At 45.1% G+C, this 24,436-nt stretch carries 25 protein-coding genes; 23 read left to right on the top strand and 2 right to left on the bottom strand.

Annotated elements, in window-relative coordinates; translation table 11 throughout:
- Positions 1 to 190: 190 nt before the first annotated feature.
- The 3 genes from spoVK (at position 191) to AB5I83_RS16545 (ending at position 2,801) form a co-directional block, all read left to right on the top strand.
- Positions 191 to 1,150, top strand: coding sequence for a stage V sporulation protein K (spoVK, locus tag AB5I83_RS16535; protein WP_448976760.1), 960 nt, complete (start codon positions 191 to 193; stop codon positions 1,148 to 1,150).
- A gap of 83 nt (positions 1,151 to 1,233) precedes the next feature.
- A complete protein-coding gene (locus AB5I83_RS16540) occupies positions 1,234 to 1,464 on the top strand; it encodes a glutaredoxin family protein (RefSeq protein WP_226087406.1) in 231 nt (76 codons plus the stop codon).
- A 317-nt stretch (positions 1,465 to 1,781) separates the two neighbouring features.
- Positions 1,782 to 2,801: an STAS domain-containing protein gene (locus AB5I83_RS16545; RefSeq protein WP_448976762.1), complete on the top strand. Its 1,020-nt coding sequence runs from the start codon at positions 1,782 to 1,784 to the stop codon at positions 2,799 to 2,801.
- 64 nt (positions 2,802 to 2,865) lie between these two features.
- On the opposite strand, the gene AB5I83_RS16550 is transcribed toward AB5I83_RS16545, so the two are convergent.
- Complete coding sequence (locus tag AB5I83_RS16550) at positions 2,866 to 3,471, bottom strand: trimeric intracellular cation channel family protein (RefSeq protein WP_167833066.1); 606 nt, start codon at positions 3,469 to 3,471, stop codon at positions 2,866 to 2,868.
- 179 nt (positions 3,472 to 3,650) lie between these two features.
- Between AB5I83_RS16550 and hflX the strand changes: the two genes are divergently transcribed.
- From hflX to AB5I83_RS16645, 19 genes are all read left to right on the top strand, one after another.
- Positions 3,651 to 4,910 (top strand): GTPase HflX, encoded by a 1,260-nt coding sequence (gene hflX / locus AB5I83_RS16555; protein ID WP_448976764.1) that lies wholly within the window; start codon positions 3,651 to 3,653, stop codon positions 4,908 to 4,910.
- Positions 4,911 to 4,940: 30 nt separating this feature from the next.
- Positions 4,941 to 6,212: a methionine gamma-lyase family protein gene (locus AB5I83_RS16560; RefSeq protein WP_448976766.1), complete on the top strand. Its 1,272-nt coding sequence runs from the start codon at positions 4,941 to 4,943 to the stop codon at positions 6,210 to 6,212.
- A gap of 142 nt (positions 6,213 to 6,354) precedes the next feature.
- The gene (locus tag AB5I83_RS16565; RefSeq protein ID WP_448976767.1) at positions 6,355 to 6,759 is read left to right on the top strand and encodes a MerR family transcriptional regulator; all 405 of its coding nucleotides are present in this window, start codon (positions 6,355 to 6,357) and stop codon (positions 6,757 to 6,759) included.
- A gap of 50 nt (positions 6,760 to 6,809) precedes the next feature.
- Positions 6,810 to 8,150, top strand: a complete 1,341-nt coding sequence (gene glnA, locus AB5I83_RS16570) for a type I glutamate--ammonia ligase (RefSeq protein ID WP_448976769.1) — start codon at positions 6,810 to 6,812, stop codon at positions 8,148 to 8,150.
- Positions 8,151 to 8,490: 340 nt separating this feature from the next.
- Complete coding sequence (locus AB5I83_RS16575) at positions 8,491 to 9,816, top strand: phenylacetate--CoA ligase family protein (RefSeq protein ID WP_448976771.1); 1,326 nt, start codon at positions 8,491 to 8,493, stop codon at positions 9,814 to 9,816.
- Between the two features lie 20 nt (positions 9,817 to 9,836).
- On the top strand, positions 9,837 to 10,796 hold the full coding sequence (gene paaA / locus AB5I83_RS16580) for a 1,2-phenylacetyl-CoA epoxidase subunit PaaA (protein ID WP_448976773.1): 960 nt from the start codon (positions 9,837 to 9,839) through the stop codon (positions 10,794 to 10,796).
- A gap of 59 nt (positions 10,797 to 10,855) precedes the next feature.
- Positions 10,856 to 11,203 (top strand): 1,2-phenylacetyl-CoA epoxidase subunit PaaB, encoded by a 348-nt coding sequence (gene paaB / locus AB5I83_RS16585; RefSeq protein ID WP_226087411.1) that lies wholly within the window; start codon positions 10,856 to 10,858, stop codon positions 11,201 to 11,203.
- The gene (paaC, locus tag AB5I83_RS16590) at positions 11,200 to 12,018 is read left to right on the top strand and encodes a 1,2-phenylacetyl-CoA epoxidase subunit PaaC (RefSeq protein WP_448976775.1); all 819 of its coding nucleotides are present in this window, start codon (positions 11,200 to 11,202) and stop codon (positions 12,016 to 12,018) included. The genes paaB and paaC overlap by 4 nt, the downstream gene beginning before the upstream one ends.
- 6 nt (positions 12,019 to 12,024) lie before the next feature.
- The gene (paaD, locus tag AB5I83_RS16595) at positions 12,025 to 12,507 is read left to right on the top strand and encodes a 1,2-phenylacetyl-CoA epoxidase subunit PaaD (protein ID WP_448976777.1); all 483 of its coding nucleotides are present in this window, start codon (positions 12,025 to 12,027) and stop codon (positions 12,505 to 12,507) included.
- A 117-nt stretch (positions 12,508 to 12,624) separates the two neighbouring features.
- Entirely contained in the window at positions 12,625 to 12,933 is a 309-nt protein-coding gene (locus tag AB5I83_RS16600; RefSeq protein WP_041966625.1) for an EthD family reductase, read from the top strand.
- A complete protein-coding gene (locus AB5I83_RS16605) occupies positions 12,926 to 13,705 on the top strand; it encodes an enoyl-CoA hydratase-related protein (RefSeq protein ID WP_448976778.1) in 780 nt (259 codons plus the stop codon). The genes AB5I83_RS16600 and AB5I83_RS16605 overlap by 8 nt, the downstream gene beginning before the upstream one ends.
- A gap of 14 nt (positions 13,706 to 13,719) precedes the next feature.
- Positions 13,720 to 14,493: an enoyl-CoA hydratase-related protein gene (locus AB5I83_RS16610; protein ID WP_448976779.1), complete on the top strand. Its 774-nt coding sequence runs from the start codon at positions 13,720 to 13,722 to the stop codon at positions 14,491 to 14,493.
- Between the two features lie 36 nt (positions 14,494 to 14,529).
- Positions 14,530 to 16,047 (top strand): aldehyde dehydrogenase family protein, encoded by a 1,518-nt coding sequence (locus AB5I83_RS16615; RefSeq protein ID WP_448976780.1) that lies wholly within the window; start codon positions 14,530 to 14,532, stop codon positions 16,045 to 16,047.
- A gap of 67 nt (positions 16,048 to 16,114) precedes the next feature.
- Entirely contained in the window at positions 16,115 to 16,978 is an 864-nt protein-coding gene (locus tag AB5I83_RS16620) for a 3-hydroxyacyl-CoA dehydrogenase (protein WP_448976782.1), read from the top strand.
- 11 nt (positions 16,979 to 16,989) lie between these two features.
- Positions 16,990 to 18,198 carry a 3-oxoadipyl-CoA thiolase gene (gene pcaF, locus AB5I83_RS16625; RefSeq protein ID WP_448976783.1) on the top strand — a complete coding sequence of 403 codons (1,209 nt, stop codon included), beginning with the start codon at positions 16,990 to 16,992 and terminating at the stop codon, positions 18,196 to 18,198.
- On the top strand, positions 18,199 to 18,975 hold the full coding sequence (locus tag AB5I83_RS16630; RefSeq protein ID WP_448976784.1) for an enoyl-CoA hydratase-related protein: 777 nt from the start codon (positions 18,199 to 18,201) through the stop codon (positions 18,973 to 18,975). It begins immediately after the preceding gene.
- A gap of 132 nt (positions 18,976 to 19,107) precedes the next feature.
- A complete protein-coding gene (gene paaX / locus AB5I83_RS16635; protein WP_167832925.1) occupies positions 19,108 to 19,983 on the top strand; it encodes a phenylacetic acid degradation operon negative regulatory protein PaaX in 876 nt (291 codons plus the stop codon).
- Between the two features lie 737 nt (positions 19,984 to 20,720).
- Complete coding sequence (locus tag AB5I83_RS16640) at positions 20,721 to 21,767, top strand: P1 family peptidase (RefSeq protein WP_448976786.1); 1,047 nt, start codon at positions 20,721 to 20,723, stop codon at positions 21,765 to 21,767.
- Positions 21,768 to 21,816: 49 nt separating this feature from the next.
- Positions 21,817 to 22,491, top strand: coding sequence for an NAD(P)H-dependent oxidoreductase (locus tag AB5I83_RS16645; RefSeq protein WP_448976788.1), 675 nt, complete (start codon positions 21,817 to 21,819; stop codon positions 22,489 to 22,491).
- A gap of 45 nt (positions 22,492 to 22,536) precedes the next feature.
- Here AB5I83_RS16645 and AB5I83_RS16650 read toward each other — a convergent pair whose 3' ends face one another.
- Positions 22,537 to 23,058 (bottom strand): gamma carbonic anhydrase family protein, encoded by a 522-nt coding sequence (locus AB5I83_RS16650; RefSeq protein ID WP_448976789.1) that lies wholly within the window; start codon positions 23,056 to 23,058, stop codon positions 22,537 to 22,539.
- 74 nt (positions 23,059 to 23,132) lie between these two features.
- On the opposite strand from AB5I83_RS16650, the gene AB5I83_RS16655 reads away from it, so the two are divergent.
- Positions 23,133 to 24,080: an NAD(P)H-dependent flavin oxidoreductase gene (locus tag AB5I83_RS16655; protein ID WP_448976791.1), complete on the top strand. Its 948-nt coding sequence runs from the start codon at positions 23,133 to 23,135 to the stop codon at positions 24,078 to 24,080.
- Positions 24,081 to 24,436: the final 356 nt, after the last annotated feature.

The raw sequence follows: 24,436 nt of genomic DNA on the forward strand, positions 1-24,436 counted from the left end.
TTTCTTGGGAAACCGCATATTGTGACAAAAACAAAATAAACTGCCGGAGCTTGTCGAACAATCAAATTACTCCTGAAGTGTGAACCATTAAGAATATAGTTAGAAAAAGCCAAGATAGAAATTGTTATAGGTGGATATCACACATGCAGCCATGATGCGTATACTGTTTCCAGAATGAGAGGTGAAATCTTTGGACCAACCGCTTCGTAAGAAAAACAACGGACAAATCAGTATTGTGTTGAATGCACAGCAAAGGAAAACCTTGACTAAGGAATTGCCCGAGTCGCAGCTGGTCCCAAAGTCAATCCCGCAGGAGCATGCAGCTTTAAAAGAAATCGAAGAAGAGCTCGGTGCACTTGTTGGCATGGAAGAAATGAAAAGGATGATCAAGGAGATTTATGCCTGGATCTATGTGAACAAGAAACGGGAAGAAATGGGCCTGAAAGCTGGAAAACAGGCACTTCATATGATGTTCAAGGGCAATCCGGGAACAGGAAAGACAACGGTCGCCAGGATTATCGGGAAGCTCTTCCTTAAGATGAATGTCCTGTCAAAGGGGCATTTGATCGAAGCGGAGAGAGCGGATCTTGTTGGCGAGTATATTGGCCATACCGCGCAAAAAACGCGCGATTTGATAAAAAAAGCAATGGGTGGCATCCTGTTCATTGATGAAGCTTACTCGCTAGGCCGGGGAGGAGAAAAAGATTTCGGCAAGGAAGCGATAGATACCCTCGTTAAACATATGGAGGATAAGCAGCATGAGTTCATCTTGATCCTTGCCGGGTATTCGAGAGAAATGGAGTTTTTCTTAACACTAAACCCGGGGCTTCATTCAAGGTTCCCGCTCGTGATTGATTTTCCTGACTATTCAATAGAACAGCTAATGGAAATTGGCCAGCGAATGCTGAAGGAAAGGGAATATAGCCTGAGCCACGAGGCAGAACGTAAGTTGCGGGAACATCTCGTAAATGTAAAATCAACACTGGGGGCCGCAGCTTTCTCGAATGGCCGCTATGTTCGTAACGTAATTGAGAAATCGATCCGGGCACAGGCCATGCGGTTGTTAATGCAGAATCAGTATGATCGCCATGAACTAATGACACTCCGCAGCAATGACCTTGTTTTTACAGATGATATCAAGGGGAAATAATGTCAGCAGATTTGTTGACATTATTTTTTTAGTTCGTTAATATACCCGTATAGGTATTAATTTATGCATTGGGGGAATTCAGAATGAACGAAATTACAGTTTACACCACAAACACTTGTCCTTACTGCACAATGTTAAAGAACTTTCTTGACGATAAAGGGTTAGCATATAAAGAAGTGAACGTACAGCAAGACCCGATCGCCGCACAGAGATTAGTCAATGCAACCGGCCAAATGGGTGTGCCTCAATCAAATGTAAACGGAAATTGGGTACTAGGGTTCGATCCTAATTCAGTCATGTCTTTCTTGAAATAATGACAGGGGATTCCAGTTTTACTGGAATCCTTATTTTTTTTCAGCCAAATAACTTCCTCATGGCTTATAACTCATCCTCATAGAAGTCTCTCTGGAGTTCCGTTCGTTTTTACACCGATTCCTCCGCTTTAACTACCGTAGTTCTAACCTATATTATCAATTGGGTGCAATTGTGGTCTTGAGAAGTTGTAAATCAAGTTTAAGGAATTTGAATAAAGGGTAAATGAATTTGGCTTCCCCAGGTTCATTTTGGGAAAACTATTCACTATTGCAAAATGGGAGCTTAAAATTATATAGATAAAAAGGAGCTATATTATATGGGGTATGAGTATAATTATGACATCGCAGGTTATGAGTTCGGATGGGATGTCAAGTCAGGGAAGTTTACGTTCGAGGGCGATGATGCCGTGCTTTTTTGGATTTCATCGGCAATGAAAACCTTTTTCGATACAATTGAAGAGATCTCTGGTGAAGAGGCCTCCAACCTTGTTTTCGAATCTACAGGGTTTCGCCAGGGACTTGTGGTCGGCCAATACTTTGAAAAAATGAAAGAAGTCAGCGTGGCTGAAGCAGCTGACATGATCACCAATACATATGCAACCGCCGGCTGGGGGTTAACGCTAATTAAGGATCTGAACTTTGAAACAAAAACTTTTACCGCGATCATGAAGGACAGCTGGGAGCATAAGGTGAATGTTGCCCAGGGCAAGAAAAAGGGCGGGAGCTTTCTGCCCGCTCATTATGCTGGAGTTTTCACGGGGCTTTTCGGAACAAATATTTGGTATGAAATCAAGCAGCATCAACTAGACGGGTATGAAAACAGCGTGATTGAATATTTCCCTTCTGATGTGACAATCGCCGATAATATTCATCAGCTTGCACGTAAGAAAGAATCGGAACAAATCAAGAAGCTGGAAGGACTGGTCGAAGAGAAAACTGCGGAATTAAAAGAACTGGTCAATAAGCTTTCTTCCCCAATCATTCCAGTTCTTGAGGGTATCGTCGTCGTTCCCTTAATAGGTAAATATGAAGAAGACAGAGCAGACCAGCTAATTGTAAATACGCTGAATCGACTGCCGTCTTATAAAGCAAGCTATCTCGTTCTGGACTTGACAGGCATGGACCAGGAAATCGGCCAGCATGCTGTCAGCCTGATCGAAAAAATTGGTTCAGCAGCAAGGCTTATCGGTACAAAGACAATCTTAGTAGGTATTTCATCGAATCTTGGGATTGAAATCACTCAATCCAACATTAATTTATCGAAGTTTGATTGCTTCCAGACACTTCAGCATGGCATACACTACGCAATTGGGCAAATGGGCAGGAAAATCATATAAAAATTATATAAATAAAAAAGCAGAGTTGATCACCAAAAAATTGATCAGCTCTGCTTTTTTCTATTTAGTGGACACCGAGTTTACGTACTGGCAAATGCCATTTGTAGGTATACGACAGAACGCGAAGTGCTGTGATGACAGCAAATAGCCCGTAAAGTTCAACAGCTTTATTAGCCATTCCAAGGCCGATGACAAGTCCGGCAAGAACAGCCCATACTGCATAAATTTCAGCCTTCAGCACCAATGGTTTTCTGCCTGCCAGGAGGTCACGGATTATGCCGCCGCCGCTTCCAGTCAATACAGCGGCCACGATGATGGCGCTAATTGGGTGGCCCATATTGGATGCATAAATGGCACCTTGAATCGCAAAGGCCGCAAGCCCGATTGCGTCAAAGAAGTTGCCCCATCTCTGCCAATGTTTTAATAGATTGCTAGGAAATAAAAAAACGATAGTAATAGACAACAATGCTAAATTGAAGAAGATACCCTGTTCCCATAAAGCTGAGACCGGTACTCCAATAAGCAGGTTTCGGATGGCACCGCCCCCAAACGCTGTCACGATTCCTAATATATATACACCGAAAATATCATATTCTTCTTCCATTGCGATAAACGCACCGCTGATCGCGAATGCTACTGTTCCAATCATGCTGAGTACTTCCCATGTCATCATGCTTTTCTCCTCTTGTTAAGTTGATGCTTTAAACTAAAACGGTAAATGAAAACATATTGATTTTATCATGTATATTCCAATTTACAACCACTTTTCACCCAGCTTTCAAAATTTTTGTTTCTGGCGTTATTTTGGTATGATGTCTTTAGCTATATATATGGAAAGAAGGGTGTTATTTGGAACAAGAAAACGTATTTGAAAAAGTGATTCTTGTTGGCTGCCAGACGGCTGAAGAGGAAGATCTTCGTTTTCAATATTCAATGGAGGAACTTGAATCACTTACGGAAACGGCTAAGGGCAATGTCCTGATGCAGGTTGTCCAAAAACGACCAAGGGTTCATCCTGCTACATACATAGGCAAAGGGAAGGTGGAAGAGCTTCAGGCACTTGAAGAGGAGCTCGAGCCGGACTTAATCATCTTCAATGATGAACTGTCGCCAAGCCAAAACAGAAATCTTTCTGCCGGTTTGAAGGCGAGAGTCATAGATCGTACCCAGCTGATCCTTGATATTTTCGCTCAAAGAGCCCGTTCAAAAGAAGGGAAGCTGCAGGTAGAGCTTGCTCAGCTGCAGTACCTGCTGCCTCGTCTTGGCGGCAAGGGGATTGAAATGTCACGTCTTGGTGCCGGGATCGGGACGAGAGGGCCAGGGGAGACAAAGTTGGAGTCCGATCGCCGTCACATCCGGAAACGAATCGACGATATTAAAACGCAATTATCGGTGATCGTTCAACACCGTGACCGCTACCGGGAGCGCCGGAAGAAAAACAAGGCATTCCAAATTGCCCTTGTCGGATACACGAACGCAGGGAAATCAACGCTGTTTAACCGGTTGACAGAGGCAGACTCCTTTGAAGAAAACCAGTTGTTTGCCACCCTCGATCCAATGACAAGGAAAGCGATCTTGCCGAGCGGCTTTACGGCTCTATTAACAGATACGGTTGGTTTCATACAGGACTTGCCAACGACTTTGATTGCTGCTTTCCGATCTACTTTGGAAGAGGTTCGTGAAGCAGATTTGCTCCTGCATGTAGTGGATATGTCCAATGAGGATTATTACTCACATGAACAAACAGTCAATAAACTGCTGGAGGACCTTGAAGTCCACCAAATCCCACAGATTACCGTTTACAATAAACGCGACATCGCACACCAGGATTTTGTGCCAAATGCAAAAAATGAAACGGCCTTTATTAGTGCGTTCAATGAGGAAGACCGCAAGAACTTGCTTATGAAAATTGAACAGTCAATCATTGGAATGATGGAACCTTTCCATGTACTCGTGCCGTCTGATGAAGGGAAACTACTGGCACAATTGAAAAATGAAACCATTCTTCGTGAGCTTGCATTTGACGAAGAAAAGCAAGGCTATGTCTGCAAGGGCTACTCTTTAGCGGACCATCAGATTACCGGCCAGCTGAAGCGGTTCTCGATATAATTTGATACTTATACAAGATAGGAGAGCAACATGTTTACACACTTGAAAAATGGGCAAATGCTGCAGCCGCTTGTCAGCGAAATTGAGCAACAGATTGCTGGAATCCACAAGAAAATAGACGAAAGGATTGATTCAAATCAGTTCAGGGTATTGCAAAGCTTCCAGAAGCATCGAGTGAGTGATTCTCATTTCATCCCGACGACTGGTTATGGATACGACGATGCGGGCAGGGAGACGCTCGAAAAAATTTATGCCGAGGTGTTTGGTACTGAAGCTGGGCTGGTTCGCCCTCAAATCATCTCAGGGACTCATGCGATTTCGATTTCGTTATTTGGCATCCTTCGGCCTGGTGATGAGCTGCTATATATCACTGGGAAACCTTATGACACTCTAGAAGAGATTGTCGGGATACGGGGAACCGGCAACGGATCATTGAAGGAATTCGGAATCTCCTATGATTCCGTCGATCTAACGGAAACTGGAGAAATCAATTGGGATGCAGTAGAGAAGGCCATCAAACCTGAAACGAAAATGATCGGCATCCAGCGTTCGAAAGGGTATGCGACACGACCTTCATTCACTGTGGCGCAAATTGGTGAAATGGTGAAGTTCGTAAAGGAAATCAAATCCGATGTCGTTGTCTTTGTTGATAACTGCTATGGTGAGTTTGTCGAAGAGCTGGAACCATGCCATGTTGGCGCTGATCTGATGGCTGGATCCTTGATTAAAAATCCGGGCGGCGGTATTGCCAAGACAGGTGGATATATTGTAGGCAAGGAAGAGTATGTCGAGTCATGTTCTTACCGGATGACATCTCCTGGTATCGGTGCCGAAGCCGGTGCATCACTATATTCATTGCAAGAAATGTACCAGGGATTTTTCATGGCACCGCATATTGTCGCACAGGCTTTGAAGGGTGCTGTATTTACTGCTGCAATGCTGGATCGTTTAGGGATGAATTCAATGCCTAAATGGGACTCGGAGCGAACGGATCTTATCCAGGCAGTCCAATTCGACGACCGAGAAAAAATGGTTGCTTTTTGCCAGGCGATTCAATATGCATCTCCGATTAATTCTCACGTAACCGCACATCCTTCTTATATGCCGGGATATGAAGACGATGTGATCATGGCTGCTGGTACATTCATCCAGGGAGCTAGCATTGAATTGACAGCCGATGGACCGATCAGACCACCGTATGTTGCATATGTACAGGGAGGCTTAACATATTCTCATGTAAAGATGGCTGTTTGCATAGCCCTCGATTCTTTAATTGAAAAAGGTTTAATTCTTTCAAAATAGGTAAATATACAACAGGACGCTTGCTAAATAAGTCCTGTTCTTTTTTTATGAATTTCCATGTTAGATAATCTAACATATATTTGACATCATACCTTACATTGAATATAATGAGATTATCTTAAAAGGAAGGAGGAGAAATCAGATGGGCGGAAGCGAAATTCGCCGGAATATGCCGCTCTTTAGTATCGGAATCGTCATGCAGCTGACGGATCTAACCGCAAGGCAAATTCGATACTATGAAGAGCATGAATTGATTTCTCCGGCAAGAACAGAGGGCAATAAACGCCTCTTTTCCTTAAATGATATCGACAAGCTCCTTGAAATCAAAGACTTGATTGACCAGGGAGTCAATATGGCAGGCATCAAAAAGGTTTTCAATGTTCAACAACAGGCAAAACTAAGTGCCGCTGAGAAAAAACAGGCTGAAAAAACGAGAAAAGACCTTTCTGATTCTGAGTTGAGAAAACTGCTCAGGAAAGAGCTTCTCCAAGCAGGCCGCTTCAACCGGTCCACCGACCGCGGCGACATGTCGAGATTTTTCCATTAAGGATTTAAAAACTATTAATAATTTGTTGACAATTTTAGGAGGAAATTAGGATGGCAAAAAAGTTCACTAGAGAAGACATTATTCGTTTATCAAAAGAAGAAAATGTAAAATTCATCCGTCTGCAGTTCACAGACATTTTAGGAACAATCAAAAACGTTGAAATTCCAATCAGCCAGCTTGAAAAAGCACTTGATAACAAAATGATGTTCGACGGATCTTCAATTGAAGGCTTCGTTCGAATCGAAGAATCTGATATGTACCTAATCCCTGATTTGGATACATGGGTAATCTTCCCTTGGACAGCCGAAAAAGGCAAGGTTGCACGTTTGATTTGTGATATCAAGAATGCTGATGGTACACCATTTGCTGGTGACCCGCGTGGTAACCTGAAGCGCATCCTTAAGGAAATGGAAGAGCTGGGCTTCACTAACTTCAATCTTGGACCAGAACCGGAATTCTTCCTCTTCAAGCTTGATGCAAATGGCGAACCAACACTTGAATTGAATGATAACGGTGGATATTTTGACCTTGCGCCTACAGACCTGGGTGAAAACTGCCGTCGTGATATCGTGCTTGAGCTTGAAGAGATGGGCTTTGAAATTGAAGCATCACACCATGAGGTTGCTCCTGGACAGCACGAAATCGACTTCAAATATGCAGATGCTTTGACAGCTTGTGACCAGATCCAGACTTTCAAGCTAGTTGTTAAAACAATCGCTCGCAAGCACGGCCTTCACGCAACATTCATGCCGAAACCATTGTTCGGAGTGAACGGATCCGGAATGCACTGCAATATGTCCTTATTCCGCAACGGAGAAAACTCATTCTTTGATCCATCCGATAAAAAGCTAGAGCTAAGCGAAACTGCCTACCAGTTCATCGCAGGAACACTGAAGCATGCTTCTGGATTTACAGCTGTAACAAACCCAACTGTAAACTCATATAAGCGTCTAGTACCAGGCTATGAAGCACCTTGCTATGTTGCATGGTCTGCTAAGAACCGTTCACCATTGATCCGTATTCCTGCATCACGCGGAATGAGCACACGTGTTGAAGTCCGCAGTGTTGATCCAGCGGCAAACCCATACCTTGCAATGGCAGTATTGCTTGCAGCAGGTCTTGACGGAATCAAGAACAAAATGACTCCTCCAGCATCAGTAGACCGCAACATCTACGTGATGAACAAGGAAGAGCGCGTAGAAGAAGGAATCGACGATCTGCCGCCAACATTGGCAGCAGCACTTGACCAGCTGAAAAAGAACGAAGTCATCAGCGCTGCACTCGGCGATCACATCCTAGAACACTTCATCGAAGCGAAAGAAATCGAATGGGATATGTTTAGAACTCAAGTTCACCCATGGGAACGCGAACAGTACATGAGTATGTATTAATAGAAAAGAATGGCCTCCTGACTCTGTCAGGTGGTCATTTTTTTGTATAAGAAATGGCAATGATTGGCTGCCTGTAATCACTCTGCTTTTTATGAATCCATACAAATCACCTCGAAATTAAGCCGATTTTTCCCCAACCACTGCGTAAATCGCTGAAATCACGTCTTTCTCCCAATCCTCTAGTAAAGAAACTGCCTTCAAATATTAAAATTTTCAGAAAAATAATTGACTTTTTCCTATTTACACGTTATCTTTGTTTTAAAATATATAACACTTTTATTGTGTTACGGTTATATAACGTTATATAAATAAAATTTTATGTAATACAGGGGGCGAAATCTTGATTTTACATGAAATCGAAACGAGCAGTCGTGAGGTCATTGAAGAAATTCAGCTCCAAAGACTTAAGACAGTAGTTGAGAAAGTCGCTAATAGGGTGCCGTTCTACAAGAAGAAATTTGAGGACGCGAATTTTTCTCCTGAAATGCTAAATAGTCTGGAAGATTTGGAAGCGCTTCCTTTCACCGAGAAGCAGGATCTGCGTAATCATTATCCTTTTGGGTTGTTCGCTGTTCCGCAAAGTGAATTGGTCAGGGTGCACGCCTCATCTGGAACGAGCGGGAAGCCGACGGTGGTTGGCTATACACAAAATGATATTGATATGTGGGGAGAGATTGTCGCCAGGTCAATTGCACTTGGTGGTGGTGAACCAGGCAATTTCCTTCACAACGCTTATGGTTACGGACTTTTTACCGGTGGATTGGGCCTGCATTACGGCAGTGAGAAACTGGGGATGGTGACAGTACCAGTCTCAGGTGGGAATACCCAGAGACAAATCATGTTAATAGAAGATTTTAAACCGCAGGTCATTTGCGGGACACCTTCTTATATCCTGAATATTGCTGAAACGATGGAGGAAATGGGCAAGGATCCTCGTGGCACTTCTCTAAAATACGGTATCTTCGGGGCTGAACCTTGGTCTGAAGAAATGAGAAAAACGCTAGAAGAGAAGCTTGGAATAAAGGCATGCGATATTTATGGACTGAGTGAAGTGATCGGGCCAGGTGTCGCAAATGAATGCCATGAAGCACAGGCAGGACTCCATGTTGCTGAGGATCATTTTTATGTGGAAGTCATTAACCCTGATACTCTGAAACCTGTTCCTGATGGGGAAGAAGGCGAACTGGTTTTTACCAGCCTGACAAAGGAAGCTTTTCCGGTCATCCGATACCGGACTGGAGACATCGCTTCATTAACGAAGGAAAAATGCAGCTGTGGAAGAACGACAGTAAGGATGTCGCGAGTCAAAGGACGTATTGATGACATGCTGATCATCAATGGAGTCAATGTCTTCCCTTCACAGATTGAACATTGCCTGCTGACAGTACCTGAACTTGCGCCGCATTACCAAATTCAAATTCTACAGAAACGAACATTAAAGGTTCTGGAGCTGCATGTTGAGATGAATGAGGAGTATTTCACTATGATCGGGGCGGATCCGATTTCTGATTCTGTCTACCAGCTGGAGAAGAGGATTCAGTCATTACTTAGAAGCCAGTGCCTGATCTCGATGGAAGTCCGCGTGCATCGTCCAAAAACAATCCCGCGTTCTGAAGGAAAGGCAGTCCGGATTGTAGATAAAACGAAAGAACCGATTGGAAGTTAAAACATAAGGAGGAAAGCAGCATGGAAAACACAATTTCATTCGATCAGCTGACTGAAGAGGAAAAATATGAGTACTTCATGAAGCGAATCGAAACCGGAGATAAGATTGAAGCAGAAGATTGGATGCCGGATGACTATCGAATGACACTGATTAAGCTGATATCCATGCACGGCATCAGTGAAATTATGGGCGCGCTCCCTGAAAAGGAATGGGTGCCAAAAGCTCCTTCCTTGAAAAGAAAGCTTGGGATCATGGCAAAGGTGCAGGATGAAATGGGCCACGGCCAACTTTTGTTAAGGGTAGCCGAGGATTTGATGAAGCCGCTCGGGAAATCACGGGAAAATATTATTCAGGATTTGCTTTCCGGCGACTTGAAATTCCACAATGTCTTCCACATGGAAGCTAAAACATGGGGAGATGCCGGGTTGATTGGCTGGCTAGTCGATGGTGCTGCCATTATATCGCAGACGAATATGCTTGATGCTTCCTATGGGCCTTATGCAAGAGCATTGAAGCGAATCTGTGCCGAGGAGGTTTTCCACGCCCAGCATGGTGAGGCGATCATCATGGCGCTTGCAGAAGGAACGGATGATCAAAAAGCGATGATCCAGGATTCAATCGACCGATGGTGGGAAGCACTTCTCATGTTCTTCGGACCGGCGGATGCGTCTACTACAGGAACTTCCAAACAGGATACAACCATTAAATACAGGATCAGAACGAAAACGAATGAGGAGCTCCGCCAGGACTTTTTTACAAAATATATTCCAAGAGTCCTGTCACTTGGGTTGAAGCTGCCAGATGAGACGATGCATTTTGACCAGGAATCAGGCATGTGGCAATACAAGCAGCCAGATTGGAGCAAGTTCAAACAAATCATCAAGAATAATGGGCCGAAATCAAAGGATCGTTTAAGGCTGAGAGAAATCTCATACAGTAACAACAAATGGGTAATAGACGCATTAAGCGTTAAAGCTTAAATCAACTAGAAAACGTTATAGTAACAGTCCAGGAATATCACCGGAAAGGAGAGAGGATCATGTCTGGGAGTGGATTTTACCAGGAATTTGAAGTCTTCAGCAAGAGGACGGCAACTTCCCCTATGCAGTACCAGTTCTCATTGCTGGCGCCGAACCATGAGCTGGCCCTTGTGATGGCCCAGGAAAATTTCATGAGACGGGAGCCAGTTGCCGATATTTGGGTCGTCAAGCGCGATGATGTCAGAAAGATGTCGCTTGAAGAGAGGCAAACATTGCAGAGGCTTGATAATAAGGATTACAGGAATACGAAAGGCTATGGCTACTTGAAAAAGAAATGGCGCCACTACGAGCAGGAAATGCTCGATGAAAAAGAGATCTTGTCATGGGGAGGGAAGCAGGAGAAATGAAATATGAACTAGAAGATGTGTTGAAAAATGAAAGCCTTCGTGAAGCTGCAGTTGAGCTCCTGTTCCAGCTCGCAGATGATGATTTCATGATTGCCTACCGAGGCTCAGAATGGCTTGGGCTTGCCCCTCATATTGAAGAGGACGTCGCTTTTTCCTCAATCAGCCAAGATACAATGGGCCACGCGGCTATGTTCTATCAGCTTCTAAGCGACCTGGGAGCTGGGGATGCAGATGAGCTTGCCCATGCAAGGCCGTCTGCAGAACGAAAGAATGCGATTTTACTAGAAAAAGTGAACGGACCGGGTACGTATTTGACTGAACCGCATTATGACTGGGCATTAGCGGTAGTGAGGAACTATTTTTACGCCCAGGCCAAGAAAGTGAAAATTGAATCGCTGAAGAATTCATCCTATCAGCCATTGGCGGAGGCAGCAGTCAAAGTCAACATGGAACTTTACTACCATCTATTGCACTGGAAGACATGGTTCTCCCAGCTTGTCAGTGCCGGTGGAGAGGCGAGGTCGAGGATGGAAGAAGCGATCGTAAAGGTATTTGATGAACTAGAAGGACTGTTCTCTATGGGTGACCGGGCCGATGAGTTCACGAAGCACCATTTAATAGATTCAGAGGAAGTCTTAAGGGCGAGATGGATGCAAATGATGTCACCCGTTTTTGAAAGTCTGGGTCTCAAGCTGCCGGAGCAATTCGGAATGAAAAGCGGAAATGGGCGAAATGGCGAGCATACAGCTGATTTGCAGGCTGCTTTGGATACATTGGGCGAGGTCTATAGCTTCGATCCGGCAGCGAGCTGGTGATGCTTGATGCTGAGAGATAAAGTCATCGAAGCCTTGCAAGCTGTCAAAGACCCTGAAATCGACAGTGTATCGATTGTCGAGCTCGGCATGCTTGAGGAGCTGGAAATCCAAACAGACAGAGTCTTGATAAAGCTATTGCCGACCTTTATGGGCTGTCCGGCACTTGATATTATTAAAAACAATGTGATCAATACGGTATCGAGTGTTGAAGGAGTGGAAAACGTCGAAGTGAAATTCATTTTCCATCCTCCTTGGACTTCAGACCGGGTGACTGAGCTGGGCAGGGAAAAGCTGAAGGAATTTGGCATCGCACCGCCGCCAAGGCATATTGAGGAAACGGGCGAGTGGCAAGCTGATTGCCCATACTGCGGATCCACCTATACGACAATGGAAAACCTTTTTGGCCCAACTGCCTGCCGCAGCATCCTATACTGCAAATCATGCAAAAACCCATTCGAAGCAATGAAACCAGTATCAACTTTGATGTGACGCCCAAGTCGAAAAAAGAAACTTTGGTGTCATATCAATTGATTAATAGCTTCAAGAAGCAAAGCATATATTCTATTTGGTCTATAAAAATTTGAAAAGAAAAGGGAGAGATTTTTAATGGTAAAACTAATCGCGATTTATAAGCATCCACAGGATAAAGAGGCATTTGACAAGCACTATTTTGAAACACACGCTCCACTGACTGCAAAAATCCCGGGACTTCGCAAAATGGAAGTGACTCGCATCGTCGGCAGCCCAATGGGTGGAGAGGGCAAATACTATTTAATGTGTGAAATGTACTATGACGACCATGAAGCATTGAAAGCTGGGATGAAATCTGCTGAAGGCAAAGCTTCTGGGAAGGATGTTATGAGCTTTGCGGGTGATCTGGTCACGATGATGATCGGTGAAGAAGTGAATGAATAAAAACTTTGAAATGATCGAAACGACTGTAAAAGGACAAATCGGATTAATCGAGCTGAACCGCCCGAAAGTCCTGAATGCCCTGAACAGGCAAATGGTTTCTGAGGTTCTTTCCGCTATGGAAGCATACGACAATGAACCCTCAATTAAGGTCATTGTCCTCGCCGGAAAAGGAAGGGCATTCGCTGCGGGCGCAGATATCGATGAAATGATGGACGCAGATGCCATCAGCATGGAAACGCTGAATCAGTTCACCGACTGGGACCGGCTTGCCTGGATCAAGAAACCGGTCATCGGGGCTGTGCACGGGTTCGCGCTTGGAGGTGCTTTTGAACTGGCACTATGCTGCGATATGCTGTTCGCTGCTGAGAATGCGGAGTTTGGCTTTCCAGAAGTCAACCTTGGCGTGATGCCGGGAGCAGGCGGTACCCAGAGACTGACAAAGCTCGTCGGTAAAACGAAGGCAATGGAATGGATTCTTAGCGGCAAGCGTATTACCGCAAAGGAAGCCTTGCATTATGGAATCATCAATTCAACTTTTGCAGAGGAAGTATTGATGGAAGAAACCCTGAAGTTTGCGGATACAATCGCAAAACAGGCGCCGATTGCCGTCAGGCTGATCAAGGAATCTGTCTTGAAAGCGGTCGATTATCCTTTGTACGAAGGCATGCAATATGAGCGCAAGAACTTCTATATGCTTTTTGCGACAGAAGATCAGAAGGAAGGCATGAGGGCTTTCAAAGAAAAACGAAAGCCAGATTTTAAAGGGAAATAAGGGGGTACATAGCTGTGTTTGAAACCGTTTTATATGAAGTGCGGAATCAGGTAGCCTACATTACCCTGAACCGTCCTGATAAATTGAATGCCTTCACTCAGCAGTTGAATAAAGAAATCCAGAGTGCCATCAAGTCTGCATCCCGCGATAAAGAAGTAAGAGCACTTGTGATCACAGGTGCAGGAAGAGCTTTTTGCTCCGGGGAGGACTTGGCTGGTGTATCCGATGAGATGGACCACGGTGAGGTGCTTCGCAAACGCTATAATCCAATGCTGATGGAGCTAGACCGTTGTGAAAAGCCTGTGATAGCAGCTGTCAATGGGGTGGCGGCAGGAGCCGGGATGAGCCTTGCGCTCGCCTGTGATTTCCGGATTGCTTCTGAAAAAGCTAGTTTTGTAGAAGCGTTTATCCATGTCGGCCTTGTGCCTGATGCCGGCAATCTGTATTATCTTCCACGGCTTATCGGCCATGCAAAAGCGATGGAGCTTGCTGTATTTGGGGAGAAAATACCGGCAGATAAGGCAAAGGATCTTGGTCTTGTTACAGAAGTCTATTCATTGGACAACTGGAACGACCATGTCGCTTCATTTGCAGAAAGACTGGCCAATATGCCAACGAAGGCAATCGGCCTGATCAAGAGGAACTTGAAGGCGAGCTGGGATTCAAGTTTTGAAGAGTTTCTGGAAAGAGATGCCCAGAGCCAGAGAATCGCAGGGCAATCTGCCGACCATAAGGAAGGCGTCCGGGCATTCATGGAAAAAAGAAAACCCGTATTCAAAGGTGAATAAGGAAATTATGCAATCTACTAAAAGGAGATGTTAAGCGTGACAACAGTAAAAGAGCAAAAATTCGAAGCAATGGCAGTAAAACGCGAGACATATCAATTGATCATCAATGGAGTACGCCAGGACAGCGTAAATGGTGAAACGTACAAAGTCTACAATCCAGCGACAGGCGCGGAAGTTGCAACTGTGGCTAAGGCTTCAAAGGAAGATGCAGAACTTGCAGTCCAGGCGGCGAGAAATGCGTTCGACTTCGGAAAGTGGCGTCATTTCCCTGTGAACAAGCGCTCTCGTACACTGAATAAAATCGCTTCGATTATGCGGTCCAGGTTCGATGAGCTAGTAGAGTTGGAGATTCTTGATACAGGTAAATCACTCGCTGCAGCGCAAGGACAGGTAATGCAGGCCATTGAGGACTTTGAATTTTACGCAGGTGCCATCGTCAGTCACCGCGGTGCAGTAAACAGCATGCCTGGTGCATTCCAGAATATCACCGAAAAAGAACCTGTCGGCGTTTGTGCACAGATCATTCCTTGGAACTATCCAATGATGATGGCAGCGTGGAAAATCGCCCCGGCGATCGCAGTCGGCTGCTCCGTTGTAGTTAAACCAGCTTCATTAACACCGCTGACTGCCATTGTCCTTGGTGAGATTTGTATTGAAGCAGGCGTTCCGGAAGGCGTAGTGAATGTCATTCCTGGTTCAGGTTCTGTTGTGGGCAACTATCTTGTTGAACATGAAAAAGTCGACAAAGTTGCGTTCACAGGATCTACGCCAATCGGTAAGGATATCATGGCGAGAGCTTCCCAAACGTTAAAGCGCGTGACCCTTGAACTTGGCGGAAAGTCACCGAGCATCGTTTTTGAAGATGCGGATGTGGATGCTGCCGTAGCGGGCTCTCTTTTCGGGATCTTCTACAATACAGGACAATCATGTGAAGCGCGTTCTCGTTTGTATGTACATGAGGATGTATACGATGAGTTCATGGAGAAATTCGTCGCAAAAACAAAGCAGCTGAAGCTTGGCAACCCATTTGATAAAGAAACGCATGTTGGGGCTGTCATCAGCCAGGAACAAATGAATGTCATCGACGGCTATGTGAAATCCGCGGTCGAAGATGGAGCACAAGTTCTGACAGGCGGTAAGGCTGCGAATCTTGAAGGCTTTGAAAATGGCTACTGGTATGAGCCTACCATCATCGCTGAAACAGATCACAGCATGAAAGCTGTTAACGAAGAAATCTTCGGGCCAGTTGTCGTGGTGATGAAATTCAAGGATGAAAAGGAAGCCGTCAAACTGGCAAATGACAGTGAATATGGACTTGGATCTGCGATCTGGACAAAGGACTACGGCCGGGCGACAAGGGTATCAAAGCAAATCCAGGCAGGTATCGTCATGGTCAACTGCCCGTTCTCCGCTTTCCCTGGCACACCGTTCGGCGGCTACAAGCAATCAGGGTTCGGCCGCGAACTTTGCATCGAAACACTGGACTTATATACAGAAACAAAGAGTATCGTCTCTTACTACGGCAGCCGCCCGCTAAATCCGTTTAACGTCTAATCACGAGGCGAGCACTCTATGACCCGGGTGCTCGCCTTTCAATTTTTTTGATCAGGAGGAGTATATAATGAAGAAACTCGTCGTAATCGGTTCTGGCGTTATGGGCAGAGGTATCGCATACGTCAGCTGTCTTGGCGGATTCGAGACCGTACTGATTGATGTGGAAGAAAAACAGCTTCTTAACGCCGAACAAGAAATCAACAGCATTTTTGAAAAAGGAATTGCTCGAGGTAAAGTAACGATAGACGATGCAGAAACTGCCAAGGCAAGATTAAAATATTCAAACTTCCTTGCCGAGAACGTGAGAGATGCAGATTTGATTATCGAGGCAGTACCTGAAAAGATCGATATTAAGAAAACGATCTTTGAAGTGATTGACCAGCACGCTCCTGAACATTGCTTGTTTGCGTCTAATACTTCGACTATGAGCCCGACAGAAATTGCTTCTTTTACGAAGCGCCCTGAAAAGGTCATTGCGATGCATTTCTTCAACCCGGTACATAAAATGCCGCTTGTTGAGATTATTCGCGGTCTTGAAACGAGCGATGAAACAGCTAATGCGGTCCAGCAGGCAGCCATACAGATGGGCAAGGAAACGGTTATTGTAAACGAATTCCCCGGTTTCGTCACTAGCCGGATCAGCGCGCTTGTCGGGAACGAAGCGTTTTACATGCTACAGGAAGGATTGGGCTCGCCAGAAGATATCGACAAAGCCATCAAACTGGGGTTGAATTACCCGATGGGCCCGTTCGAATTGGGCGATCTGGTAGGTCTTGATACTCGCCTGAACAATTTGAAATATCTGCATGAGAAGCTCGGTGAAAAATACCGACCGGCTCCATTGCTAGAGCAATATGTAAAAGCAGGCCGCCTTGGCAGGAAGACCGGGCGCGGTGTGTACGATTATAGAGAGTCAGTTACCACGAAATAAGGGGGATGGCAATGAGAGAAGTTGTAATTGTCGATGCAGTCAGGACACCTATTGGAAGATACAACGGCAGCCTCCGTCAAATCCGTCCGGATGATTTAGGGGCAATTGTCATCAAAGCATTGGTCGAACGCAATCCTGGCGTGCCTGCGGCTGAAATTGAAGAAGTAGTTCTGGGCAATGCGAACCAGGCAGGCGAAGATAACCGGAATGTCGCAAGGATGTCCGGACTTTTGGCGGGACTGCCTGTAGAGGTTGCTGGGACAACCATCAACCGATTATGCGGTTCCGGCCTGGATGCAGTCAACTATGCAGCCAGGGCAATTTTAGCCGGGGAAGGCGAAATCTTCATTGCCGGCGGGACGGAAAGCATGACAAGAGCGCCACTCGTGATGGCGAAGCCAGAAAAGGATTTTCCACGCGGCAATATGGAAATGTTCGACACGACCATTGGCTGGCGTTTCGTCAATAGCAAACTGAAGGACATGTACGGAACAGACAGCATGCCAGAGACAGCAGAGAATGTCGCGAAAAAGTATGGCATCTCAAGGGAAGCACAGGACGAATTCGCTGCAGAAAGCCAGCTCCGTGCACAAAATGCGATGGAAGCCGGGCGATTTGAAAACGAAATCGTTCCAGTTGTTTATGAAGATAAAAAGGGAAACAAGACGGTAATTGACCGTGACGAACATCCAAGACCTGGAACGACGGTTGAAAAACTGGCAAAGCTTAAGCCATTATTCAAGGATGGGACGGTCACTGCGGGCAATGCATCAGGTGTGAATGATGGAGCATCGGCATTGTTATTGATGAGCCGTGAGAAAGCGGAGGAACTTGGACTGAAGCCGCTGGCTAAATATATTGTGTCAGCGACAGCTGGGTTAGAGCCTTCAATCATGGGGATGGGTCCTGTTTATTCGGTCCAAAAGGCTTTGAAGCGTGCCAATTTATCCGTAGGGGAAATGGACCTGATCGAATTGAATGAGGCGTTCGCTGCCCAGTCGCTAGGATGCATCCAAGAGCTGGGACTGGACCAATCAAAGGTCAATGTGAACGGAGGAGCCATTGCATTCGGCCATCCGCTCGGTGCAAGCGGTGCCCGGATTTTGACAACCCTTTTATATGAAATGAAAAAGCGGGATTCCAAATACGGACTCGCGACCATGTGTGTCGGTGTAGGCCAGGGGATCGCCACAATTATCGAAAATATAGGAGAGAAATAAATGAACAACATCAAATTCCAGAAAGAGCAGCATATTGCATATGTGACGATCGACCGTCCGGAATCACTGAACTGCTTCAATTATGAGACGCTCCAGGAACTGGGGAATCTAGTAGACACTCTGCATACAGATACCGACGTCAGAGTGGTCATTTTTACCGGTGCAGGCGAGAAAGCCTTCAGCGCAGGAGCGGACTTGAAGGAAAGGAAGCATCTTACAGAGGAAGAAGTGCGCCGTAATGTGAAAAAGATTCGTGATGTATTCAGTGCGATCGCTGAACTTCCGCAGCCAACGATTGCGGCAGTGAACGGCTTTGCTTTTGGCGGCGGCTTCGAACTGATGCTTGCCTGCGATTTTAAAATTGCCGCAGATAGTGCCTTAATGGGAATGACAGAGGTTAGCTGGGGAATCATTCCGGGTGCAGGGGGAACACAGCGTCTGTCAAGGCTGATCGGTGAAATGAAAGCGAAGGAACTGATTTTTACAGCAAGAAAAATTTCTGCTGAGAAAGCTTTTGAACTCGGGATTCTTACTGCTGTGGAATCAAAAGAGAATGTCATGAGAGCCTGCAAGGAGCTAGCCGGAGAAATCCTCCAGAATGCACCGATTGCAGTAAGACAGGCGAAGTATGCCATCCAGCATGGCAGCAGCACCGACCTGCAGACTGGTCTGGCAATTGAGTCTAAAGCTTATGAAGTAACGATTCCAACCAAGGACCGTGTTGAAGCACTGAATGCCTTCAGTGAAAAACGCAAGCCTGTTTTTACTGCTCAATAAATCCATAGGGAGAAATCCCTATGGTTTTTCCGCATTTTGAGCAAAAAGTTTTTGCAAAATAATGATTATACTGTAAAATGTTCTATAACGGTTTTATTACGTACAATAAAAACGGACGAGGATGACATAAGCTTGAATACTAGATCAATGATTTTTACCTTATACGGTGACTATATCTCCCATTATGGGAGCAAGATTTGGATTGGCAGCCTGATTCGGCTGCTGAATGAATTTGGCCACAATGACCAATCGGTGAGAGCGGCGATTTCCCGCATGAACAAGCAAGGCTGGGTACAGGCCGAAAAGATTGGCAACAAAAGCTATTATTCTCTGACTCCCCGCGGCCAGAAAAGGATAGACGAGGCAGGCAAGCGTATCTTTAAATTGAAGCCAGAGGAATGGGACGGGAAATGGAGAATCCTCATGTACACGATTCCTGAGGAAATCCGCAATGTCCGTGACGAGCTGCGTAAAGAACTGATCTGGAGCGGCTTCGGTTCGATGTCGAACAGTTTCTGGATTTCAGCCAATAACCTCGAAAGACAAGTCAGGGATCTGATCGAGAAGTACGAAATCGAGCAATATGTTGATTTCTTTGTTGCTGAGTACAAAGGGCCGCATGAAAATCTGCGCCTAGTCGAAAAAAGCTGGGACCTGAAGGAGATCAATGCGAAGTACCAGGAATTTATCAGTGAGTACAGCCAGAAATATATCATTGATAAAAACAAAATCCAGAAGGGCAGCATGTCTGACGCAGAATGCTTCGTCGAACGCACGAAGCTGGTCCATGAATACAGGAAGTTCCTCTTCTTCGACCCGGGCCTTCCTGAGGAGCTCTTGCCGGAAAAATGGCTCGGGAGCCACGCCGCCGCATTGTTCAGCGAATACTACAAAGAGCTAGCAGAACCCGCATCCCGCTTTTTCGAATCCGTCTTCAAAGAAGGAAACGAAATCAAGCATAAAGACGTGGACTATAACGTAATGGACCACCCATATATACTAGAATAGCAACAAGCCATCCTTGCATTGTCTTGGATGGCTTTTTTTCATCATATTCGATGGTTAAGCACTTTTAGTTCTGACAGGTTTAGTGCGGAAAGAGGAAAAGCTGTCAAAAGAAAGCCCAACTTAAGACAGGTTTGGCATCAAACGCAGTAAAGCTGTCAAAAGAAAGTCTGACTTAAGACAGGTTTGGCATTAAACGCAGCAAAGCTGTCAAAAGAAAGCCCAACTTAAGACAGGTTTAGCATCAAATGCAGCAAAGCTGTCAGAAGAAGAGGTAACATAAGACAGGTTTGGTGCGAAAAGAGGAAAAGCTGTCAAAAGAAAGCCCAACTTAAGACAGGTTTGGCATCAAACGCAGTAAAGCTGTCAAAAGAAGGAGCAACTTAAGACAGGTTTGGCATCAAATGGAGCAAAGCTGTCAGAAGAAGAGGTAACATAAGACAGGTTTGGTGCGAAAAGAGGAAAAGCTGTCAAAAGAAAGCCCAACTTAAGACAGGTTTGGCATCAAATGGAGCAAAGCTGTCAAAAGAGGAGGTAACTTAAGACAGGTTTGGTGCGGAAAGAGGAAAAGCTGTCAAAAGAAAGCCCAACTTAAGACAGGTTTGGTGCGAAAAGAAGAAAAGCTGTCAGAAGTGGGGGGGATATTAAAAAGTATCAGGAAGCCCCCGGTATTTCTGAAGCTTGCCTCATTTGTTTAGCGTTACATACGTGAATCAATCGAAAGTCCAGGGAGGAAGAATATGAAAGTTCGAGAAAGAGGCATAACAGTTGGCAAAATGTCACCGGGAATCAATAACTGTATAACCGATGTGCCGGGTGTGAAGGTGGGTCATGTGACACTGGATTTCCCACTGGATGACAAAGGTGAGGAGTATGCATGTACAGGTGTGACAGCGATCCTGCCGCATGGAGGCAATTTGTTCAAGGAGAAAGTTACGGCGGCTAGCTACGTGCTAAATGGTTTTGGCAAAACGACGGGACTGGTACAGGTGAATGAACTTGGCACAATTGAATCGCCAATTATGCTGACAAATACATTTGGAGTGGCGGCTGTTACCCAGGGCACTCTGGAGTATATGCTTGCCCAAAATGAAGAAATTGGCGAGACGACAGGCACGATCAATATTGTCGTCGGGGAATGCAATGACAGCCATTTAAACTCAATCCGACTTTTTCCGGTAAAGCCTGAGCATGCGATACAAGCAATAGAGAAATCTTCGAGGAATCCGGCAGAGGAAGGGGCAATCGGAGCAGGAAAAGGAATGGTCTGCTTTGGCCATAAAGGCGGCATTGGGACGGCATCAAGAATGGTTGAATCTGATGATCCTTACACGATAGGCTGTCTGGTGCTCAGCAATTTTGGCAAAAAAGAAGAATTCTTGGCAGGGAACTACGGTATTGGATCAATAAAATCAGGACTATCCGAGACAGTGGACGGTTCCATTATCATCATCCTTGCAACTGATGCCCCCTTAAGCGACCGCCAGTTGTTGCGCCTTGCAAAGAGATGTGGAATAGGCCTTGGCAGGACTGGAAGTCATTTCAGTCATGGAAGCGGCGATATCGTGATCGCTTTTTCAACTGCCAACAAAACGATGCATGATTCAGACGATCTCTTGCAAACAAGCAGGACCATCAGAGATGACCATCATTCGATGAACGAACTCTTCACGGCTTCAGCAGAAGTATCAGAAGAAGCCATCCTGAATTCATTATCCCAGGCTGAGCCAACTAAAGGGAGAAAAGGCAGAGTAATAGAGGCATACCCTTTTTCTAGGCAATTTTAAAAGAAATATGATAAGTTTAAAAAAACAAAACTTGGAAGGAGAGATACATATGCGAGACAAAGATACTTTGAAGCAGGAGATTCTTGATGCTTTCAACTTTAGGCATGCCACAAAGGAATTTGATCCAGGCAAAAAGATTCCGGAGGAAGACTTCCGCTTTATCCTGGAGACCGGTCAGTTATCTCCAAGCTCGTTTGGTTTTGAACCTTGGCGTTTTCTAGTCGTCCAGAGTGAAGAGCTTCGCGAGAAAGTTAAGAATACTGCATGGGGAGCGTTTGGCAAGCTTCCGGAAGCAAGCCATTTTGTGATTATCCTTGCGAGGACGAAAGTTGATACTAAATATGATTCTGAATATCTTCAGGATCATTTTAGAAACAAGAAAAAGATGCCTGAGGAATTCATGGCGAATTATCTCAAGCGAATCGAGGAATTCCAGAAGTCTGATTTTAAATTGCTGGATGGAGACCGCCCGCTGTTTGATTGGGCTTGCAAGCAAACCTATATCGTACTAGCCAATATGATGACGGCGGCAGCGCAAATCGGAATTGATTCCTGTCCAATAGAGGGCTTCAATTTTGAAAACATGAACAAACTTTTGGAGGAAGAGGGATTGCTTGAAGATGGCCATTTTGGTATTTCCGTAATGTGTGCGTTCGGCTATCGTATAAAAGAACCGAATCCAAAGACAAGAAGACCATTGGATGACATCGTCAAATGGGTATAGGAGAAGTGAAAAAAGAGCCAGGCATCTGCCTGGCTCTTGTCTTTTTCAAGTGATATCTTTTAAGCTTTCCCGGTATTCTTTACCCTTTTGCACATATGTATCTATTGATAATTGAATCAGCTCGAGATCTTTATCACCGATCTCCCTTACGACTTTTCCTGGTGCGCCGACAACGAGAGACCGAGGAGGGATTTTCTTTCCTGCAGGGATCAAAGTATTGGCGCCGATGATGCACTCTTCCCCGATTTCTGCTCCATCAAGGATTGTTGAGCCCATGCCAATAATGCATCGTTTTTTAATGGTGCAACCATGAAGGATTGCATTGTGGCCGACCGTGACTTCATCTTCAATCACAAGTGGCGAGCCCTCATACAGGTGGCATGTGACATTATCTTGGATGCTGCAGCTTTCTCCGATGGTGATCGTATCCTCATCACCTCGCAAAACCGCATTGAACCACACGCTGGAATTCTTGCCGATTTTCACGTCTCCAATGATAAAACTCCCGGGTGCCTGGAAAACGGTTTCATCCACGACCGGTTTTTTGTTGGAATAACTTAGAATCAATGAAAATTCCCCCTTTTTTAATTGTCATAATTTTAGAACTAGTATAACATTAATTTAACGAAGGGGGAATTTTTGTGAATGGAATTACTTCTGTTCTGGGCGTAAAATATCCAATCATCCAGGGTGGAATGGGCAATATCAGCAATGCCATTTTAACAGCTGCTGTTTCCGAAGCTGGTGGTCTTGGTACAATTGGCGCCGGTACGATGCCTGCTGACGAAGTGGAGAAAATTATTCTGGAAACGAAATCGAGGACACAGAAGCCTTTTTCTGTGAATGTAGCATTAAGTGTTTCGCCGAATGTGGTGGAAATCCTTCGCCTCGCCGTCAAACATAAGGTTCAAGTTGTAACATTATCAGCAGGTAATCCTGCCCCTTTCATCCCTAAGCTAAAAGAGGCAGGAATCAAGATTATTACCGTTGTTGCATCTGTGAAGCAAGCCAAGAAAGCTGAAGCGGCTGGTGCTGATATTTTAGTTGCTGAGGGATATGAAGCGGCTGGTATAAATTCGAACCTGGAAACAACGACTCTGGCGCTGATTCCTCAGATTGTTGCTCAGGTGAACATACCGGTTGTTGCGGCCGGTGGAATTGGTGACGGGAAGGGCCTTGCAGCTATGCTTGCACTTGGAGCGAGCGGCGTCCAGATGGGAACGAGGTTCATCGCCACAAAGGAAGCTCCTTTCCATGAAAACTATAAGCAAAAACTTTTGCAGGCAAGTGACCATGAAACCGTTATAGTCGGCAGATCTGTCGGCAGAATTCGCAGGCTATTGAATACTTCTTATGCAGGCAAATTGCTCGAGGCAGAAAGACAAGGTCTTACTCCGGAAGAATTCGCTGAACTGACGACGGAGGAACTACATAAAAAAGGTGCACTGGAAGGCAGCGAGGAACATGGCTTCATGAATGGAGGCCAGGTGTCAGGACTGGTTTCAGATGTCCCATCCGTACAAGAATTGCTTACTCGAATGGTAATGGAAGCAAAAGACCGATTAAGAGTTGCAGAACTCTTGCTATAATCTTTAGGAAGCGTGCTCGAACATGGAGCACGCTTTTTTTATGTTTTGGCTCTGTTAAAGCTCTATGTTGTTTAAAAGCCCTGTTGATTGTAGTGGAAGGCGAAGCGCCTGGAACGAAAATCAACAGCCAGGTTTAACAATGCCTATGTTTTTTGTAAGTATTGTTTTTTAAAATGATGTCCCTATCTGGCACTATTAACTAGTCGAAAACAGAAAAGCCTTTAAAATGGGTGTTTATCAGTTGCTTTCGCGCTTAAAAGCGAAAAAGTTATATTATTTTTAAAAAACATCTTGATAGTTTGCTAAAGTGATGGTTTAATTATTAAAAATCATAACATACTAAATTTTCGGAATTT

This window comes from Mesobacillus sp. LC4 (genome assembly GCF_053543455.1).

What these genes read in the sequence shown, in the direction of transcription:
- pcaF (WP_448976783.1), top strand. Translation starts at nt 16,990, where the DNA reads ATGAGAGAAGTTGTAATTGTCGATGCAGTCAGGACACCTATTGGAAGA.
- AB5I83_RS16565 (WP_448976767.1), top strand. Translation starts at nt 6,355, where the DNA reads ATGGGCGGAAGCGAAATTCGCCGGAATATGCCGCTCTTTAGTATCGGA.
- paaC (WP_448976775.1), top strand. Translation starts at nt 11,200, where the DNA reads ATGAAATATGAACTAGAAGATGTGTTGAAAAATGAAAGCCTTCGTGAA.
- paaA (WP_448976773.1), top strand. Translation starts at nt 9,837, where the DNA reads ATGGAAAACACAATTTCATTCGATCAGCTGACTGAAGAGGAAAAATAT.
- AB5I83_RS16620 (WP_448976782.1), top strand. Translation starts at nt 16,115, where the DNA reads ATGAAGAAACTCGTCGTAATCGGTTCTGGCGTTATGGGCAGAGGTATC.
- AB5I83_RS16630 (WP_448976784.1), top strand. Translation starts at nt 18,199, where the DNA reads ATGAACAACATCAAATTCCAGAAAGAGCAGCATATTGCATATGTGACG.
- AB5I83_RS16550 (WP_167833066.1), bottom strand. Translation starts at nt 3,471, where the DNA reads ATGACATGGGAAGTACTCAGCATGATTGGAACAGTAGCATTCGCGATC.
- AB5I83_RS16545 (WP_448976762.1), top strand. Translation starts at nt 1,782, where the DNA reads ATGGGGTATGAGTATAATTATGACATCGCAGGTTATGAGTTCGGATGG.
- AB5I83_RS16645 (WP_448976788.1), top strand. Translation starts at nt 21,817, where the DNA reads ATGCGAGACAAAGATACTTTGAAGCAGGAGATTCTTGATGCTTTCAAC.
- AB5I83_RS16540 (WP_226087406.1), top strand. Translation starts at nt 1,234, where the DNA reads ATGAACGAAATTACAGTTTACACCACAAACACTTGTCCTTACTGCACA.
- AB5I83_RS16640 (WP_448976786.1), top strand. Translation starts at nt 20,721, where the DNA reads ATGAAAGTTCGAGAAAGAGGCATAACAGTTGGCAAAATGTCACCGGGA.
- AB5I83_RS16560 (WP_448976766.1), top strand. Translation starts at nt 4,941, where the DNA reads ATGTTTACACACTTGAAAAATGGGCAAATGCTGCAGCCGCTTGTCAGC.
- paaD (WP_448976777.1), top strand. Translation starts at nt 12,025, where the DNA reads ATGCTGAGAGATAAAGTCATCGAAGCCTTGCAAGCTGTCAAAGACCCT.
- glnA (WP_448976769.1), top strand. Translation starts at nt 6,810, where the DNA reads ATGGCAAAAAAGTTCACTAGAGAAGACATTATTCGTTTATCAAAAGAA.
- AB5I83_RS16605 (WP_448976778.1), top strand. Translation starts at nt 12,926, where the DNA reads ATGAATAAAAACTTTGAAATGATCGAAACGACTGTAAAAGGACAAATC.
- paaB (WP_226087411.1), top strand. Translation starts at nt 10,856, where the DNA reads ATGTCTGGGAGTGGATTTTACCAGGAATTTGAAGTCTTCAGCAAGAGG.
- AB5I83_RS16600 (WP_041966625.1), top strand. Translation starts at nt 12,625, where the DNA reads ATGGTAAAACTAATCGCGATTTATAAGCATCCACAGGATAAAGAGGCA.